The organism is Trueperaceae bacterium (assembly GCA_019454765.1).
In the GTDB taxonomy this organism is placed as follows: Bacteria; Deinococcota; Deinococci; order Deinococcales; family Trueperaceae; genus JAAYYF01.
This window is the reverse complement of record JACFNR010000011.1, coordinates 40,563-57,530: the sequence shown is the minus strand read 5'-3', so window position 1 is coordinate 57,530 and position 16,968 is coordinate 40,563. Positions and strand designations below refer to the sequence as shown.

The 16,968-nt window shown below is 72.5% G+C and carries 14 protein-coding genes and 1 tRNA gene; 8 read left to right on the top strand and 7 right to left on the bottom strand.

What is annotated here, in order from left to right:
* Window positions 1-612 (top strand): hypothetical protein (locus H3C53_05280; GenBank protein ID MBW7916084.1); only part of this gene is annotated, 612 nt, incomplete at its 5' end.
* Between the two features lie 58 nt (window positions 613-670).
* Here the strand turns inward: H3C53_05280 and H3C53_05275 are convergent.
* From H3C53_05275 to H3C53_05265, 3 genes are all read right to left on the bottom strand, one after another.
* Window positions 671-2,557 carry a hypothetical protein gene (locus H3C53_05275; protein ID MBW7916083.1) on the bottom strand — a complete coding sequence of 629 codons (1,887 nt, stop codon included), beginning with the start codon at window positions 2,555-2,557 and terminating at the stop codon, window positions 671-673.
* A gap of 45 nt (window positions 2,558-2,602) precedes the next feature.
* On the bottom strand, window positions 2,603-3,814 hold the full coding sequence (locus H3C53_05270) for an aminotransferase class III-fold pyridoxal phosphate-dependent enzyme (GenBank protein ID MBW7916082.1): 1,212 nt from the start codon (window positions 3,812-3,814) through the stop codon (window positions 2,603-2,605).
* Window positions 3,815-3,951: 137 nt separating this feature from the next.
* Complete coding sequence (locus H3C53_05265) at window positions 3,952-4,665, bottom strand: SagB family peptide dehydrogenase (protein MBW7916081.1); 714 nt, start codon at window positions 4,663-4,665, stop codon at window positions 3,952-3,954.
* 103 nt (window positions 4,666-4,768) lie between these two features.
* Between H3C53_05265 and H3C53_05260 the strand changes: the two genes are divergently transcribed.
* A complete protein-coding gene (locus H3C53_05260) occupies window positions 4,769-5,170 on the top strand; it encodes an acyl-CoA thioesterase (GenBank protein MBW7916080.1) in 402 nt (133 codons plus the stop codon).
* 50 nt (window positions 5,171-5,220) lie between these two features.
* Window positions 5,221-6,729 (top strand): IMP dehydrogenase, encoded by a 1,509-nt coding sequence (gene guaB / locus H3C53_05255; protein ID MBW7916079.1) that lies wholly within the window; start codon window positions 5,221-5,223, stop codon window positions 6,727-6,729.
* Between the two features lie 48 nt (window positions 6,730-6,777).
* On the opposite strand, the gene bshC is transcribed toward guaB, so the two are convergent.
* Window positions 6,778-8,346, bottom strand: coding sequence for a bacillithiol biosynthesis cysteine-adding enzyme BshC (bshC, locus tag H3C53_05250; GenBank protein ID MBW7916078.1), 1,569 nt, complete (start codon window positions 8,344-8,346; stop codon window positions 6,778-6,780).
* A 102-nt stretch (window positions 8,347-8,448) separates the two neighbouring features.
* Between bshC and H3C53_05245 the strand changes: the two genes are divergently transcribed.
* Both H3C53_05245 and H3C53_05240 read left to right on the top strand, forming a co-directional pair.
* Complete coding sequence (locus H3C53_05245) at window positions 8,449-9,165, top strand: 2-phosphosulfolactate phosphatase (GenBank protein MBW7916077.1); 717 nt, start codon at window positions 8,449-8,451, stop codon at window positions 9,163-9,165.
* Window positions 9,162-9,908, top strand: a complete 747-nt coding sequence (locus H3C53_05240) for a WecB/TagA/CpsF family glycosyltransferase (GenBank protein ID MBW7916076.1) — start codon at window positions 9,162-9,164, stop codon at window positions 9,906-9,908. The genes H3C53_05245 and H3C53_05240 overlap by 4 nt, the downstream gene beginning before the upstream one ends.
* Window position 9,909: 1 nt before the next feature.
* Here H3C53_05240 and purF read toward each other — a convergent pair whose 3' ends face one another.
* The 3 genes from purF to purQ all read right to left on the bottom strand — a co-directional run bounded on the left by purF (window position 9,910) and on the right by purQ (window position 14,383).
* A complete protein-coding gene (purF, locus tag H3C53_05235; GenBank protein ID MBW7916075.1) occupies window positions 9,910-11,349 on the bottom strand; it encodes an amidophosphoribosyltransferase in 1,440 nt (479 codons plus the stop codon).
* A gap of 14 nt (window positions 11,350-11,363) precedes the next feature.
* On the bottom strand, window positions 11,364-13,625 hold the full coding sequence (gene purL, locus H3C53_05230) for a phosphoribosylformylglycinamidine synthase subunit PurL (GenBank protein MBW7916074.1): 2,262 nt from the start codon (window positions 13,623-13,625) through the stop codon (window positions 11,364-11,366).
* A gap of 62 nt (window positions 13,626-13,687) precedes the next feature.
* Window positions 13,688-14,383 (bottom strand): phosphoribosylformylglycinamidine synthase subunit PurQ, encoded by a 696-nt coding sequence (purQ, locus tag H3C53_05225; protein ID MBW7916073.1) that lies wholly within the window; start codon window positions 14,381-14,383, stop codon window positions 13,688-13,690.
* Between the two features lie 147 nt (window positions 14,384-14,530).
* Between purQ and H3C53_05220 the strand changes: the two genes are divergently transcribed.
* From H3C53_05220 to H3C53_05210, 3 genes are all read left to right on the top strand, one after another.
* Window positions 14,531-14,614, top strand: a tRNA-Leu gene (locus H3C53_05220).
* 64 nt (window positions 14,615-14,678) lie between these two features.
* Complete coding sequence (gene secG, locus H3C53_05215; GenBank protein MBW7916072.1) at window positions 14,679-14,906, top strand: preprotein translocase subunit SecG; 228 nt, start codon at window positions 14,679-14,681, stop codon at window positions 14,904-14,906.
* Between the two features lie 301 nt (window positions 14,907-15,207).
* Entirely contained in the window at window positions 15,208-16,956 is a 1,749-nt protein-coding gene (locus H3C53_05210; GenBank protein MBW7916071.1) for an ABC transporter substrate-binding protein, read from the top strand.
* The last annotated feature ends 12 nt before the right edge of the window (window positions 16,957-16,968 follow it).

Sequence of the window (16,968 nt, the reverse complement as noted above, 5' to 3'; positions counted from 1 at the left end):
CCCGCGGCGCCACCCGCGGCGCCGCCACCGCCGCTGCGCGTTCCCTACCGGGTCGACGACGCCGGCGGCCCCCTGCTCCTCTCGACCCACGTTGCCGAAGCGGCCGGTGCGTGGCAGGCGGCGGCGCCTGGTGTCGCCGAGTTCACGCTCGACGGCGCGGCCGCCACGCTCGTGCGCTACGGCACGTCGGAGCTCATGGGGCCCGACGCCACCTCCCTCACGCTCGTCTCCGGCGGCCGGCAGACCGAGGTGCTGGTCTCGCCCGAGGCGGGCGCCCGGATCCGCCCCGTGCTCCTGCACGAACTCGGCGTGCTCCTCGGCCTGCAGGAGGGGGGCGCCGGCGTGATGGCGTGGAGCCCGGACGCCAGTATCGCGGCGCCGGCGCCGACGGACGTCGCGCTCCTCGAGGAGCGCCGCGGGCGCGCTCCCGAGGACCTCGACGGCGACGGCAGCGTGGGCTTCTACGACCTGGTGGCGTTCGGGCAGGCGTACGGCCGGACGGGCGTGAACCTCCGCGCCGACTTCAACGGCGACGGCCGCGTGGACGACGCCGACCTGGCGGTGTTGCGCGCGGCGTACGAGTTCGGCCCGCCGCAACCGACGCCCCCCTGAGCTTCCCGCCGGCGCTCCCCATCGGGGCGGCCGCGGGCGCGCGCAGGCAAACGGGCGGTCAGTAGGCGGTCCCGTCGGGGCGGTTCGGGACGAACAGGACCGCCACCTCCTCCTCGCCGCGCGCGAAGATCAACGTCCCGCCAGGCCGCGGCGTGAGCATCGATTCCGTGAACGACCCGAGCACCTGGCCCGGGAGCATGGCGACCAGGCTCTCCTGCGCGGCGCGGTCCCGGCCGCGGTACTGGCGGACCGTGATCTTGAGGTTGGCGAGGTCGAACGTCATCGGCTCCTGGGTCAGCGTCTTCACGACGTGCTCGCTCGCCCCCGACGTGGCCACGAGGCCTGGCAGGTCGGACGGCTCGACCGTTCCCACCTTCGCCATGCGCGCCACGACGTTGCCGACCGTGTCGTCGCTCACCACGACGCCGGCCGCCTTGGCCGCCCCCCGCAGGAGCCCCTCCAGCGCCTTCATGCGGCTCGGTGCCCTGAGCGCCACGACGTTGGCGCGCGCGACGGCCTGGCCGACGACCTCGTCGACCTCGCCGCGAACGTTGTTGGCAAGCACCTTCATCGTGGCGAGCAGTTCGTCGCGTTGCGGCGACGCCAGCACCTCGTTCACGACCAGCGCGTCGGCGAGACGCGCGCCCAACGACTTCGCGTCGTTGCGGATCCTCACGTGGACGTACTCGCCCTCACGGAACGCGCCGATGCGGACGCGGTCGCGCCTAAGGACGCGTGACCCGTCGAGGTCGACCGCCTCGCCGTCGAGGTAGAGCGTCCGGTCGTTGCCCACCCCGCCTATCGCCAGGTCGTGGCCCGCCAGGGTGAGCCGCACCGGACCGACCATGCGCACCGTCACCGCCGACGCCTCCGCGGGCACCCTCTCCCACTTGAGGATCGGGTTGACCCCGAAGAGGACCCCGCCCTCGAGGTGCGGCCCGCCGGCCTCGCCGCCCACGGTCGTGGGCAGGTAGCCGGCCAGCCGGCCGAAGAACGCCTCGACGAGCTCCACGAAGTGCGCCGTGTCGCGCTGGAACGACTGGCGGTCGGCCCGCTCCCGCGCGGTGAGCTCGCTGAGGCGCCGCTCCAGTTCCCGGCGCTGCGCCGCCTTCTCCTCCTCGGGCAGCCGCTCCTTCCCCAGCTCCTGTAGCGCCAGGCGCAACTGGGTCGAGGTCAACGACTTGCTGGCGTCGGGCGACAGCCGCCCGGCGTAGGGGTCGTTCGCCACGGCCAGCGCGGCGTTGCGCACGTAGGCGAGAGCGCCGCTCTCCCCCCTCTCGAGGGCGGGCAACGGGCTGCCCGGCTTGCCCGAGGTCATGATCACGTTGATCAGTTCCCGAACGATCTCGGATAGCGCGTCGAGGTCCGACAGGGACACGAGGGGGTCGCGCAGCGTCGGGAGGGGCTCGATGACGCGGAAACCGCGGCCCGGCACGTCCTGCCCGAACGTGCTGCGGTCTGCGTTGCGTTGCAGGTTCTGCAGGGTCGCGAAGACGAGCCGGGCGGTCAGGCGGTCGCGCTCCGCACGCCAGCCGGCGGCAACGCGCTGCACGTACTCCTCCAGGTCGTCCCACCAGACGCGCCTTGCGAGGCGCTGGAGCACGGCGTGCTCGTCGCGTTCCTCGGGCGAGCCCCCGCCGATCGTCGGTGGGCGCGCCGCGGCCTCCTCGGCGAGGAGGGCGGGAGCATCGTCCTCCAGCACGAGCGACACGAGGCTCGGCACAACGGCGGCGGTGCCGGCCGTCTTGGACAGGCCGGTCATCGTGCGGCCGGCCTCGTCGAGGCGGTTGCGCTCGTCCGTGGTCAATCGCTCCCGCTCGCGGTTGAGCATGCCGAGTAGTTCCCATAAGGACGGCAGTCCGCCCCGCACGCTCCTCGTTGAGCGGTACTCGTCGACCTTGTACTCGAGCAGCTCGAGCGCGATGCTCTCCAGCTTGAGGCTCACGCCGTCAGTATATGAAGGCGGCCCGCCCGGCCGTCACGGGAAACCTCACGCCCGCGCCAACACGGCGCGCGTCCGGGAGATGACCTCGTCCACCTGCTCGGCCGTGATGACGAGGGGCGGCAGGAAGCGGATGGTCTCGCCGCCACCGGCGATCGTGACCACCCCGGCCGCCAAGAGCGCCTCGATGACCGGCGCGGCGGGCACAGTGAGTTCCAGGCCGATCAACAGCCCGCGCCCGCGCACCTCGGCCACCTTCGGGCCGCACGCGCGGAGCCCGTCCATCAACCTCTGACCCAGGCGCCGCGCCGCCCCCATGAGGTCGCGCGCCTCCAGTTCCTCCAGGACCGCCAGGCCGGCGGCCGCCGCCAGGGGGTTCCCGCCGAACGTGGTGCCGTGGCCGCCCTTGGGCATGGCGGCCGCGACGGCGTCGGTCATGAGCAAGGCCCCGATGGGCACGCCGCCGGCGAGTCCCTTCGCCAGCGTGACCATGTCTGGGGCCACCCCGTACTCCTCGCTCGCGAGGAACGTGCCCGTCCGGCCGACACCGGTCTGGATCTCGTCGAGCACCAGCAGCGCCCCGGCGGCCGTGGTGGCCTCGCGCGCCGCCCTCAGGTACTCGGGCGTGGCGGGCCTGATGCCGCTCTCCCCCTGGATCGGCTCCAGCAGCACGGCAGCCGTCGAGTCGTTCACCGCCGCCCGCAGCGCGGCGACGTCGTTGTAGGGGACGAACTCGACCGGGGTGTCGTAGGGCGCGAACGGCTCGCGGTACTTGGGCTCCCAGGTGAGGGGGAGCACGCCGAGCGTGCGGCCGGAGAAGCCGTGGCGGGCCGCGACGAAGCGGCTCCGACCGGTGGCGACGCGTGCCCACTTCAGGGCCGCCTCGTTCGCCTCGGCGCCCGAGTTACCGAAGAAGACCCGGTTGAGTGGCTGCCTGACGTACCGGAACAGCTTGGTCGTGAAGTCGGTGCGGACGTCGTTGCCCAGGTTCTGGGGGCACACGATCAGGCGCCGCGCCTGCGCCGCCACGGCGTCGGCGAGGCGAGGGTTGGCGTGCCCCACGCTGGCCACGGCGATGCCGGCCATGCAGTCGAGGTACTCGCGTCCGTCCGCGTCGTAGATGAGGGCGCCGTCGCCCCGCACGAACACCACGTTCGGATGCCACAACTGCGACGAGTGTTCCGCCGCCGCGGCAAGGTAGTCGGCGGTGCCGCGGGACGACTCGGCGCCGGCTCGCTTCGTGTCGGTTGCGTCGGTCATTCGGGTGCCCTTCCTCCTGGCCGGACCGGCGTGGCGGCCCGCGGGGCCGCTCGCGCCGGGCGGGCGGTCGGCTGGCAGCATAACGCCCGCCCGACCGGGGCGACCCCCGGCGCCGAGGGCGCGCGGCGGCTAACCCGTCACGAGCCGATGGTCAGGAAGCAGAGCGGCACCTCGCCCCGCCCGTCGACCGTGAGCAGCGCGGCCAGCTCGTCGTCGTAGAAGTCGGCCGCGTACCCGACGGCCAGGCCGAGGGCGGTGCCGGCCAACACGAGCTCTTGCGCGGCTGCGCCGGCGTCAAGGAGTAGGTAGCGGTACATGCGCCCGCCGTCGGCGACGCGGTGTCGCGAGGGCACCCCCGTGAAGCAGACTGCGGCGGCCTGCGCGGCCAGGTCGACGGGCGCCAGGACGCACTCGGCGAAGGCGGCGTCGACGGACCCCATCTTGAGCTGGTCGAGGCTGTGGTCGCGCGGGTTGTAGTGGTACACCCCGGCGAAGAGGTCCTGGACGTTGAACGCCAGGACGTAACACTCGAGGGACGACACGGCCTGCGACGTGACGTGAACCCGCTGCCTGCCGTAGGTGAAGCCTGCGCAGCTCCACAGCAGTTGCGACAGGTGCGCCTGCTTGAGCCTGCCTCCCTCGGCGACCCCGCCGCGGTCGCGCGACAGTGCGGTCCAGATGCCCGTGCCGCCCTTCAGCTGGGGAGCGGGGAGGGTGGCCACCTCCGCCGGGTTGGCGAAGACCTTGAACGGCGGCGCCACGCGCGTGCGAGACGGGGGCAGCAGCCCCCGCCGGTACTTGGTCTGATCGAAGAACTCGGCCGCCAGGGACCGGACCTTGCTCTGGGTCACCTTCGCTCCCGAGCGCACTGTAGCACCGGCCGGCGGGCCGCGGCCCAGGCGTTATGCTGCCCGGCGAGGGGCGCGGCGTCACCGGCGCCGGCCGGCGAGGGACATGGAGCTAAGGGTCAGGTTCGTCGAGACCGATCAGATGGGCGTGGTGCACCACAGCGCCTACGTGCCGTGGTTCGAGGCGGGGCGCGTGGAGTGGTTGCGCCGGCGCGGCTTGAGCTACCGCGAGATGGAGGATACCGGCCTGTCGTTGGCGGTGGCGCGCCTCGAGGTCGACTACCGGGCCGCCTGCTACTTCGACGACCTGCTCGAGGTCGCCACGACGCTGACGGAGGTGCGCAGTCGCAGCGTCGCCTTCGCCTACCGTGTTCTGAGGCCGGCCGACCGGACCCTGGTCGCGACCGCGACGACACGCCACGTGCCCACGGACGCGAGCGGCAGGGCCGTCCGCGTCCCGGAACGGTGGCTCACGCCGCTCGTCGTGCTCCTGGAGCGCGACCCCTGACCGTCCGCATCCGGCGCGCAGCGCCGCGCCGCCCACCGAAAGGGTGAACCATGACCGTACCCGCCCCACTGCCACGGAGCCGTGACGCCTCGGCGAAGATCGTCGCCACGGCGCTGACGTTCGACGACGTCCTGCTCGTCCCGGCCCACAGCCGCGTGTTGCCGAAGGAGGTCGACGTGTCGACGCGCGTGACGGCGGGCGTCGGCCTCAACATCCCCCTCGTGTCGGCGGCGATGGACACCGTGACCGAGACTCAGATGGCCATCGCCATGGCGCGCCTGGGCGGCATCGGCGTGATCCACAAGAAGATGAGCGTCGAGTTGCAGGCCGAGATGGTGCGCAAGGTGAAGCGCTCCGAGTCGGGCATGATAGTCGACCCCATCACCCTCGAGCGCCACGCCACCCTGGCCGACGCCGAGGATCTCATGCGCGCCTACTCCATCAGCGGCGTCCCGATCGTGGAGGCCGACGGCAGGCTCGTGGGCATCCTCACCAACCGCGACATGCGCTTCGAGACGGACATGCACCGCCCGGTCTCCGAGGTCATGACGTCGCAGGGGCTCGTCACCGTGCCCGTCGGAACGACGCTCGAGACGGCGGTCGGGATCCTGCGGCGGCACAAGATCGAGAAGCTCCTGGTGGTCGATGCCGGCGGCTACCTCAAGGGTCTGATCACCATCAAGGACATCACCAAGCGCCTCGAGTACCCGAGCGCCGCGAAGGACGAACTCGGCCGGTTGCGTGTGGCGGCCGCCGTCGGCGTCGGGCTAGACCTCGAGGAGCGCGCGGGCGCGCTCGTCGAGGCCGGCGCCGACCTGCTGGTGCTCGATAGCGCCCACGGCCATAGCCAGGGAATCCTCGACGCCCTCGCTCACGTGAAGGCGAACTTCGCCGTCGAGGTCGTCGCGGGCAACGTCGCCACGGCCGAGGGGGCGGCCGCCCTCGTGGCGGCCGGTGCCGACGGCGTGAAGGTGGGCGTCGGTCCCGGCAGCATCTGCACCACGCGCGTCGTCACGGGGGTCGGCATGCCGCAGCTGAGCGCCATCCTGGAGGTGGCAGCCGTCACCCGCGAGGCGGGCGTGACGCTCGTCGCAGACGGCGGCATCAAGTACTCGGGCGACATCGCCAAGGCGATCGCGGCGGGTGCCGACGTCGTAATGGTCGGCTCGTTGCTCGCCGGCACGAGCGAGGCGCCGGGCGAGGAGATCCTCAGGGACGGGCGCCGCTACAAGGCGTACCGCGGCATGGGCAGCCTCGGGGCCATGGCCGGGGGAAGCGCCGACCGCTACTTCCAGGACAGCGCCGAGGGGCGCTCCAAGCTCGTGCCCGAGGGCATCGAGGGCATGGTGGCCTACAAGGGTCCCGTCGGCGACGTCATCTATCAGGCCGTGGGCGGGCTGCGCTCCGCCATGGGGTACTGCGGCACCAAGGACATCGCGGCACTCAAGGCCGACGCGCGCTTCGTGACGATCACCCAGGCGTCGCTCGTCGAGTCGCACCCCCACGACGTGACCATCACGAAGGACGCTCCCAACTACTCGCTCTCCTACAAGGGATAGCCGGCGACGGGCCGCCGCGGCGACCCGTCGCCGCCGCGATGCGCCCCCTCAGACCCTTAGCTCCTGCTCGCCCGACGGCTCGAGCGTGAGGAACAGGTCCACGACGGGTCTCACGCCGAACTTGAGGGCGTGACTCAAGGGGCTCAACACGCGCTCGGCCTTCTCGCCGCCGGGCAGGAGGTGGGCGCGCAGGCGGTCGAACTGCCTGGCGGTGGTCGCGTCGGTTCGGGCGAGCGCCGACCCGACCTTGTGGCGCAGCCGCTCCAGGGTCGCGGCCAGGCGCTCGCCCCCCTTGCGCACCGCCCGGTCGAGCGTCGGGTCGATGCCGTTCACGGCCTCGAGCATGCCGACGACCTGCGCCTCCACGGCGGCCGCCGACGCCGCGAAGCCGGCCGCGTGACCGTGGAGCGCGAGGAGCGCGGCCTCCTCGGCACGCTCCGGGTGGGCGCAGTAACCGGCGGCGTCGAGTCCGTACTTCGCAAGCAGCCTGGCCACGGGCGGCTCCAGCACCGTGGCGCTCGCCCGCGGCCACGCCAGCGGCATGGGCACGTCGTGGAAGCGGTACACGTCGCGCAGCTGCGCCACGTAGCGCAGCTCGCCGGGTCCGAGCACGAAGACCGCGGTCGGCAACAGCGCGTCCTGCACGACCGGCCTCAGGCCCGCCGCCGGCGTGACGACGGTGGGGTCGTCCCCGAGCATCGCCACGAGTTCCGGCCCGGTGAAGTCGCGCTCGCCTGCCGTGAAGCCGGCGCCCCGGCGCCGCAGCAGCACGCGGCGCCCGTCGACCTCGACGAACAGGTTGGTGGCGTCGGCGCCACGACCCAACTGGGCCTCGAAGCCGATCGCCTTCAGGCGCCGGCCCGCGGCGTTGACGGCGTGGGGGGTGTGGCCGGCGTCGGCCAGTTCGGCGGCGAGGACGTCCCGGAACAGCGCCGCGACGTCAGCCCGGAGGGGGTCGACCAGGACGAGGCCCTGCTCCCCCAGGAGGCGCGTCAGGATGGCGCCGAACCAGTCCGGGTAGGTGGCGGCGTCGGCCGCCGTGTCACGAAGCAGCGCGCGCACCTCGCCAAGGAAGCGCGGCGGCGGCGTGAGGGACGCGAGGCCGTCCTCCACGGCGGCGAGCATGGCGGTCGTGAACCGGGCCCGCCCGACGGCGACGCCGGCGGGGAGCGGCACGGCCAGACGGCGCAGCGTCTCGCTGCCGTCGAGGAGGTAACAGTGATCCATCTCGTGCGCGTCGTGGTCCTGCGTCGCCAGCCAGAAGAGCGGCACCACGGGTCGCTCAGCGCTGTCGAGGCGCCGCGCCAGCGCCACGGCGGTGACGGCCTTCGACAGCGTGTAGGTGGGGCCCAGCAGCAAGCCGGTCTGCTGCCCGGTGACAACGGCCCGCGCCCGTGGGTGGCGCAGCCGCTCGAGGTTCCTGAAGACCGCGTCCGGAGCACCAAGGCTGCGCGCGTAACGCGTCAGGGCGTCGACGAGCGGACCCCGCTCCGCGGCCCGTGGCAGCTCCAACGCCGCGTCGACGTCGCCCGGCCTCAGCTCGAAGAAGTCGTTCAGTTGCCCGTCGAGGTAGGCGGCGACGAACGAGGGCGCGGGCGGCGTTGCTGCGGCGAGCACAGCGCAGCTTATCCGGCGCGGCGCGGTGCGGTGGGGCCGCGGGCGACGCCGGACCCCGGCGCCCCCCGTGTTAGACTCGCGCGGCCGGGACGGGGCGCCACCATGCTGATCAACACGGATCTCGTAGCGAACGGGCCTTACACAGACGTCGTCGTCCTGATCGACGTGCTGCGAACGTGCACCGTCGCCCCGATGCTCTTCGACCAGGGCGCTTCGAGCCTGTCGCTCACCACCTCCATGCGGCGCGCCCGCGCGGCCGCGGCCGGCAACGTGCTCGTGGGGGAGCGCCAGGGCGTGCCACCCGAGGGCTTCAACCACGGCAACTCGCCGGCCAACCTGGCCCGCATCGGCTTCGGTGACCGCGACGTCGTGATGGTGTCGGAGAACGCTCCGCGCTGGCTGGAGCAACTCGGGGGCGCGCGCCACGTGCTGCTCGGGTCGCTCTACAACGCCGGCGCCGTGGCGCGGCGCGCCGCGGCGTTGGCGGGGTCGCGCATCGACCTCGTCTGCTCCGGCTTCGCGGGCGAACCCGACCTCGACGACACCTTGGCGGCGGCGGTCATCGCCGGCCTGGCCAGGACGCACCTGGCAGTCAGCGAGGTCGCGGGCGCCACGCGCCTGGCGACCACCGTCCTACGCGCCTTCCCCGAGCCGCTCGACGTGCTGTGGCGCTCGGTGGCCGGGCAGTACCTGCGCTCCATCGGCCTGGAGCAAGACATCGGTTTCGCCGCGCGCGTGTCGGCGAGCGAGAGCGTGCCGCAGCTCGTCGGGGTGGAGCCGGGCGAGCACGGCAACCTGTACCGCTTCACGGCCTCTTGACCGAGGTCGCGCCCCGCCGGGTCGCCGTACTCGGCTACCCGCTCGACGTGGTCGACCTGGCGGGCGCCACCGACTGGGTGCTCGCGGCCGCAGCCGCCCCGCCGGGCGCCTCGCGGCTGGTGGTCACCCTCAACCCCGAGATCGTCGTGTTGGGTCGGGCCCAACCGGAGCTCGACCGGGCGCTGCGCGCGGCCGACCTGAGCGTCGCGGACGGCGTCGGGGTGGCGTTGGCGGCGCGCCTGGCCGGCACGCGGCTGCCGGGACGGGTGCCGGGCGTCGACCTGGTCGCGGCGGTGCTCGGTCGCGGCGGCGCCGGCCTGCGCGTCTACCTCCTCGGCGCACGGCCTGGGGTGGCGGAGCGGGCGGCGCTCGCCGTCGCGGCCACCTACGGCACGACCGTCGTCGGCCACCATCACGGCTACTTCGACCGGGTCGGCGAGGCGGACGCCGTGTGCGCCGCCGTGCGGGCGGCCGCGCCCGACCTGCTGCTGGCCGGCCTGGGCGAGGGGCAGGAGCTCTTCCTGCACGAGCATAGGGAGCGCCTCGGGGCCAAGGTGTCGATCGGGGTCGGGGGAACGCTCGACGTGCTGGCGGGCGAGGTGAGGCGCATGCCGGCCTGGACCACCCGGCTCGGGGTCGAGTGGCTGTTCCGGGTGGCCCTCGACAGGCGGCGCTGGCGGCGGGTGCCGCGCCTGATCGAGTTCGCGTGGCTGGCGTTGACCGCGCGCGGCGGTCGGGCCTGACCTAGCCGGTCGCCTCGGCGCGCCCGACCTCGGGTCCGAGCCCCTCGCGGCGCGCCAGCTCGCTCGGCTCGCCGGCCGGGTAGCGCCCGTTGAAGCACGCCAGGCAGACGTCCTGCAGCTCGAGTGCCCGCCGCAGGCCCTCCTCCGTCAGGAAGTGCAGGCTGTCGGCGCCGATCCGCTGCCTGATCTCCTCGACGCTCAAGGTGGCGGCGGCCAGCTCCTTGCGAGCGGCGGTGTCGATGCCGTAGTAGCAGGGGTACTTGATGGGTGGGCTGGAGACCCGGAAGTGCACCTCCGACGCCCCGGCTTCGCGCAGGAGCTGGACGATGCGGCCCGACGTGGTGCCCCTGACGATGGAGTCGTCGACCAGCACGACGCGTCGGCCGCGCACGGCGGCCGTCGGTCTCAGCTTGAGTCGCACCTTCAGCTCGCGCAGCTGCTGGGTGGGGCTGATGAAGGAGCGGCCGGCGTACGGCGACTTGTAGAGGCCGAGGTCGTACGGCACGCCGCCGGCGCGCGAGTAGCCGATGGCGGCTGCCAGGCCGGACTCCGGGACCCCCACGACGAGGTCGGCCGCCACCGGTGCCTCCCTGGCGAGCTCCATGCCCATGCGCACGCGGGCGCCGTGGACGTCCACGCCGTCGAGGACGGCGTCGCCGCGGGCGAAGTAGATCCACTCGAAGGCGCACGGGGTGGGTTCGGGCGCGAGGACCTGCAGGCTCCTGAGCCCGGCACCGTCGGCCACCACTAGTTCGCCGGGCCTGACGTCGCGGACGAACTCTGCTCCCACCACGGCCAACGCTGCGGGTTCGGAGGCGAAGACGTGGCCGCCGTCCAGCGTGCCCATGACGAGCGGTCGGACGCCGTGCGCGTCACGGAGCGCGATGAGCCGCCGGTCGTCCATCAGCACGACCGCGAAGCCGCCCTGCAGGTCCTTCATGGCGCGGGCCGTCGCCTCGACGAGGTCGAGGGTGCTGTAGCGGGCGATCAGGTTCAACATCACCTCGCTGTCGTTACTGGTCTGGAAGACGGCTCCGCCGGCGAGGAGGTCATCGCGGATCTCGCGGGCGTTGGTGAAGTTGCCGTTGTGGACGAGGGCGAGGTAGCCCTTGTTGGAGCGCACCGTGAGCGGTTGGGCGTTCAAGGGGACGCTCGAGCCGGTCACCGAGTAGCGGGTGTGGGCCACGCCCTGGTGCGCCCCGGGGAAGCGGAGCCGGTCGAGCCGTTCGGGGGTGAAGACCTCCCCCACCAGCCCCATCCCCTTCTCGAGCCGCACCTGCTCGGTCGAAGTGACGCAGATGCCGCACGACTCCTGGCCCCGATGCTGCAGGGCGAAGATCCCCAGGTGGCAGAGGCCGGCCACGTCGGCGGGGCGCGACAGGCGCACCCCGAACACGCCGCACTCCTCGCGCGGCTTGTCGACGCTCTCGACCCGGGGCAGGGGGACCACCAGCCTCAGCGTATCGCTTCCTGGTAGGCGCCCCGGTATGGCGCCGCCAGTTGCCCCACCGTGAGTTCGATGGTGGCGCCGCCACCCTTCAGGACGAAGCGGGCATCGGCGCCAACGGGGGCGGTCGCCTCGCCGACGACGGCCGCCGGCACCCCGACGGCCTCCGCGCGCGCCAGCGCCTCCTCGACGTCGGCGGGCGCGAGGGCCAGGACCACGCGGGCCGGCGCCTCGCCGAACAGGACCTCGTCGGTCCGCGCCCCCGGCGGGTCGCCCAGGTCGACAGTCAGGCCCGGGCCCGGCCCCGCGTCGCCCGCCCGGCCGGCGGCGAGGCACAGCTCGGCCAGCGCGACGGCCAGGCCGCCGTGACCGGCGTCGTGGGCCGTGTCACAGAGGCCGTCCTGCACGAGACCGCGCACCACCGCCTGCACCTTGGCCTCGACCACGAGGTCGAGCGGGGGCGGCGCGCCGGCCTCGACCCCGTGAACCCGGTAGAGGTACTCGCCGGCGCCGAGCGTACCGGGGACCGCCCCCAGCAGCACTATCGCGTCGCCCGGGCGCTTGAGGGCGGCGGTGGCGTGCCGCGTCACGTCGGGGAGGACGCCCACCATGCCGATCGTCGGCGTCGGGTGGATGGCGTGGCGTCCGCCGGGGGTGGCGAACTCGTTGTAGAGGCTCACGTTGCCGCCGACGACGGGGGTGTCGAGGGCCAGGCAGGCGCTGGTCAGGCCGGCCACCGCCCGCTCGAGCTGGTAGTAGACGCCGGGGTTGGTGGGGTTGCCGAAGTTGAGGTTGTCGGTGACCGCGAGCGGCGTGGCGCCGACGCAGCTCAGGTTGCGCGCCGCCTCGGCGACGGCGTGCGCGGCCCCCAGTTCCGGGTCGAGGTGCACGTAGCGCGAGTTGCAGTCGACGGTGGCCGCGACGCCCAGCCTGGTCCCCTTCACCCGCATGACGGCCGCGCCGGCCGCGCCGGGGCCGATCACCGTGTTGGTCATGACCTGCTGGTCGAACTGCTCGAAGAGCGGACGCTTGGAGGCTATCGCCGGGGCCCCAAGCAGCGTCAGCAGGACGGCGGCTGGGTCGGCTGGCACGGGGAGGCCCGCCAGGTCGGTTTCACGGGCCGCCCTCACGCTCGGCTCCTCCACGCCCTCCCGCACGTACTCTGGTGGCTCGTTGAGTGCCCGCACGGGCACGTCGGCCACGACCTCGCCCCTCTCGAGCACCCTGAAGCGCCCGTGGTCGGTCACCTCGCCAACCTCGACGGCCTCGAGCTCCCACCTGGCCAGGAGGGCGAGGAGCTCGGCCTCCTTGCCCGGTTGCGCCGTCAGGACCATGCGCTCCTGCGACTCCGACAGCATCACCTCGAGCGGCGTCATGCCCGCCTCGCGCCTGGGCACGCGGTCGACGTGAAGGTCCACGCCCAACCCGGCCCGGTGCGCCATCTCGCCGACCGAGCTGGTGAGGCCGGCGGCGCCCATGTCCTGCACGCCCGCCACCAGGCCGGCCGCGTAAGCCTCCAAGCACGCCTCGAGCAACAGCTTCTCCATGAAGGGGTCGCCGACCTGCACCGCCGGCCGGTCCTCGCCGGAGGCGAGGGACAGGTCGGCCGAGGCGAAGACGGCCCCGCCGAGGCCGTCCCGGCCGGTGCGCGAACCGACGTAGAGGAGCCGGTTGCCGACGGCCCCGACGGTCCCCCGCTTGAGCTCGTCGTGCCTGAGGAGCCCGAGGGCCATGACGTTGACGAGCGGGTTCTCCGCGTAGCACGGGTTCGTCTCGACCTCACCACCGACCGTCGGCACGCCGATGGCGTTGCCGTAGAGGGCGATGCCCTCGACGACGCCGGCGAGGAGCCTGCGGGTGGCGGGCGCGTCCAGCTCGCCGAAGCGGAGCGAGTTCAGGGTGGCGAACGGGCGCGCTCCCATCGCGAAGATGTCGCGGAGTATGCCCCCGACGCCGGTGGCGGCGCCCTGCACGGGCTCGACCGCGCTGGGGTGGTTGTGGCTCTCCATCTTGAAGGCGACCGCCCAGCCAGCGCCGATGTCTACGACGCCGGCGTTCTCCCCCGGTCCCTGCAGCACCTGGGGGCCGGTCGTCGGCAGGCGCCGCAAGAGCGGCTTCGAGTTCTTGTAGCCGCAGTGTTCGCTCCACAGGGCGCCGAACATGGCGGCCTCGAGTGGGTTCGGTGGCCGGCCGAGTGCGCTGGTCACGAGGTCGTACTCCTCCAGGGTCAGTCCGAAGGTGGCTGCCCGGGCCCTCAGGTCGTCGGCCATCTGCCTTCCTTTCGCATGGCTGGGGTCAAGCGCGGCGGCTCACCCGGCGGGGGCGGCGGCGCTCACGCGCCGAGGACGGACTCGAGGATCACCCGGCCGTCCTCTCCCCCCAACAGCGCCTCCACCGCCCGTTCGGGGTGAGGCATCATGCCAAGCACGTTGCCGCGGGCGTTGACGATGCCGGCGATGGCGCCCACGCTGCCGTTGGGGTTCGCCTCCGGAGTCGCCCGGCCCGTGGCGTCTACGTAGCGGAGCACCACCCGTCCCTCCCCCTCGAGGCGCGCCACCTCGTCAGGCGCGGCGTAGTAGCGCCCGTCGGCGTGCGCGATGGGGAGCCTGAGCACCTGCTGCGCGCGCGCGCGCCGGGTGAACGGCAGGTCGGTGCGCTCGACCCGCAGGTGGACGTCCTGACAGCGGAAGCGGAGACCCTCGTTGCGGGCGAGCTGGCCGGGCAGCAACCCGGCCTCCGTCAAGACCTGGAAGCCGTTGCAGATGCCCAGCACGGGCCGGCCGGCGGCGGCGTGATCCCTCACGGCCGCCATGACCGGGCTCCGCGCCGCCAGCGCGCCACAGCGCAGGTAGTCGCCGTAGCTGAACCCGCCCGGGATGACGACGACGTCCGGCCTGCCGCCGGGGCCGTCCAGCGAACCCGCCGCGTGCCAGACGTGCCAGGTGGTGGCGCCGAGCACGGCGCCGAGGGCGTGCGAGGCATCCTCGAAGCAGTTGCTGCCCGGGAACGTCACTATCGCGGCGCGCATACGGCCGCCAGGCTACCACGCGTCCGCTCGCCCCCCACCTGGTGGGCCGGCGCCGTGGGACTACGCACCTTGTCGCGGCGCCGCGGGAGTTGGTAGTATTGTCAACCGTCCGCGTGCCGTGCCCACCGGCTCGAGCAGCTCGCGCGGGCCGAGATGGCGGAACGGTAGACGCAGTTGACTCAAAATCAACCGGGGCGACCCGTGCGGGTTCGAGTCCCGCTCTCGGCACCATGTTCGTGGCACGCGGTTCCCAGTCCGAGCGGAGGGCGCTGACCGCGCCCCCAGTGGAGGCAAGATGTTCTGGATAGCTTTCATCATCTTCCTGATCGTGTCGGTGATCCTCACCGTGGCGATCTTGATGCAGGAACCGAAACAGTCCGGCCTGGGCGACGCGCTCGGCGGGGGCGGCGCGGATTTCGGCGCCACGCTCGGCGGGACCGCCGGCGGGCTGCACCGCACCACCATCTACCTGGCGATCGCCTGGGCCGTGATGGCCCTCCTCCTCGGCCTCATCCCCCGGTGATGAAGGCCGGCCGCCCCTCAAGGGGGCGGCCGGTACGCGCCCTGGAGCACGCGTTGACGGTCGCCCGGCGCGGTGTTAGATTCGTTCCAAGTGGGTAAATGTGAATAGCCCACCCGGCGTTCCGGCCGCCGGGCCCGGGCCCTGGACCAACCGCATGTGCCGCCCGTCCACCATCCAGGCGGGCCGCCTTGCAGGTTCAGCGGTTTGAGGTTACCGTAGGCCACCGTCATCCTAGGCGTGAAGGCACCGGCCGGCAGCGGCGCGGGTCCACGCGCGGGGTGACACCCTTAGTGGAGGAGAAATGAAGAAGCTGTTCATCCTGTTGAGCCTGCTGGCGGTCGCCGCGTTCGCGTTCGCCGAGCCCTTCGTGTGGCCCAGCTCGTGGAGCAACGCCGCCCCCGGCGAGGCCGTCTACGGTGGCACGCTGCGCATCGCCCTCATCGGCGACCCGCGCACCTTCAACCCGGTCACCTCGGCCGAGTCGCAGGCGCTCTCCGACTACCTGTTCGGGGGCGCGCCGCTCATCATGCGCGGCCCCGACTCCGACGAGTGGCTCCCCTACGGCGCCGAGTCCTTCACGGCCAACGAGGAGGGCACCCAGGTCGACGTCGTCGTCCGCGACGGCATGAAGTGGTCCGACGGCAGCCCCATCACGGCGCAGGACTACTACATCCGCTACGTCCTGGAGACCGACCCCGACGTGGGCTCCAACGGCTACGACAGCTGGTTCATGGGCGACGACCAGATCACGGTGGAGCGCGTCGGCGACAACGGCCTGCGCTTCCACTTCCCGCGCCCCGACCGCCTCGCCTTCCCGGTCGTCGCGGTCAGCCCGGTGCCCGATGCCATCTACGGCGAGGCCTACCGCACGGGCGGCGCCGAGGCCGTCAAGGCCCTCTGGGGCACCGACGTCGACGTGACGAAGACGGTGTGGCCCACCGCTTTCGTTCCCTCCGTCTTCCAACCCGGCGAGCGCATCGTCCTCGAGCGCAACCCGTACTTCGGCGAGTGGAACGTCGACGAGGCCGGCAACGCCCTCCCCTTCCTCGACTCCTACAGCATGACGGTGGCCGGCGACCTCGACGCGGCGCTCAACCTCTACCTCGCCGGCGAGATCGACTCGTTCTCCCCGCGTAACCTCGACGACATCGGCGTCATCAACCAGGCCGTCAACAACGGCGACATCGACGTCATCGTGCTCGAGGCCGTGAGCCCGGTCGCCAGCAGCCAGTTCATCGTCTGGAACTGGAACAAGGCCTCCGACCCCGCCAAGGAAGCGCTCTTCCGCAACGTCAACTTCCGCCGTGCCATGGCGCACGTCATGGACCGCGAAGCCATCATGGACCTCGTCTACAACGGCTCCGCCATCCCCATGTACACGAGCGTCTACCCGATCAACGAGTACTGGGTCAACAACGACGTCGAGACCTACCCGTACGACCCAGAGGCCGCCACGGCGCTGATGGCGTCGATCGGCTACGACCACAAGAACGCCGACGGCATCCTCGTGAACGCCGACGGCAAGACCGCCTCGTTCATCCTCGCCACCAACGCCGGCAACACGGCGCGCGAGCAGATCGCGGCCATCTTCGCCGACAGCGCCCGCGAGATCGGCGTCGACGTGCAGGTGCAGGCCATCGACTTCAACCTCCTCGTCGACCAGCTCCTCTCGGAGGGCGACGACCGGCCGTTCGACGCCATCCTGATCGGCCTCACCGGCGGCTCGCGCGACTGGCCGTTCGGCGTCAACGTCGTCCCCTGCGGCACGAACCTGCACATGTACAACACGAGCGGCTCCTGCCTCACCACGCAGGAGACCCTCATGGGCCAGCTCTTCAACGTCGGCCGCGAGACCCTCGACACCGAGGCCGCCCGCGACGTCGGCCACGAGATCCAGGCCGTCGAGTCCGACCTCATCCCCATCCTCTACGCCGTCAGCCCGATGGCGCACTACAGCTGGGCCGGCAACATCCGCGGCTACCACAACGAGGGTCAGATCAACCCGCTCCTCGGCGCGTGGGAGCTCCCCATGCTGTTCAAGGCACAGTAAGGCCGAGTCGGC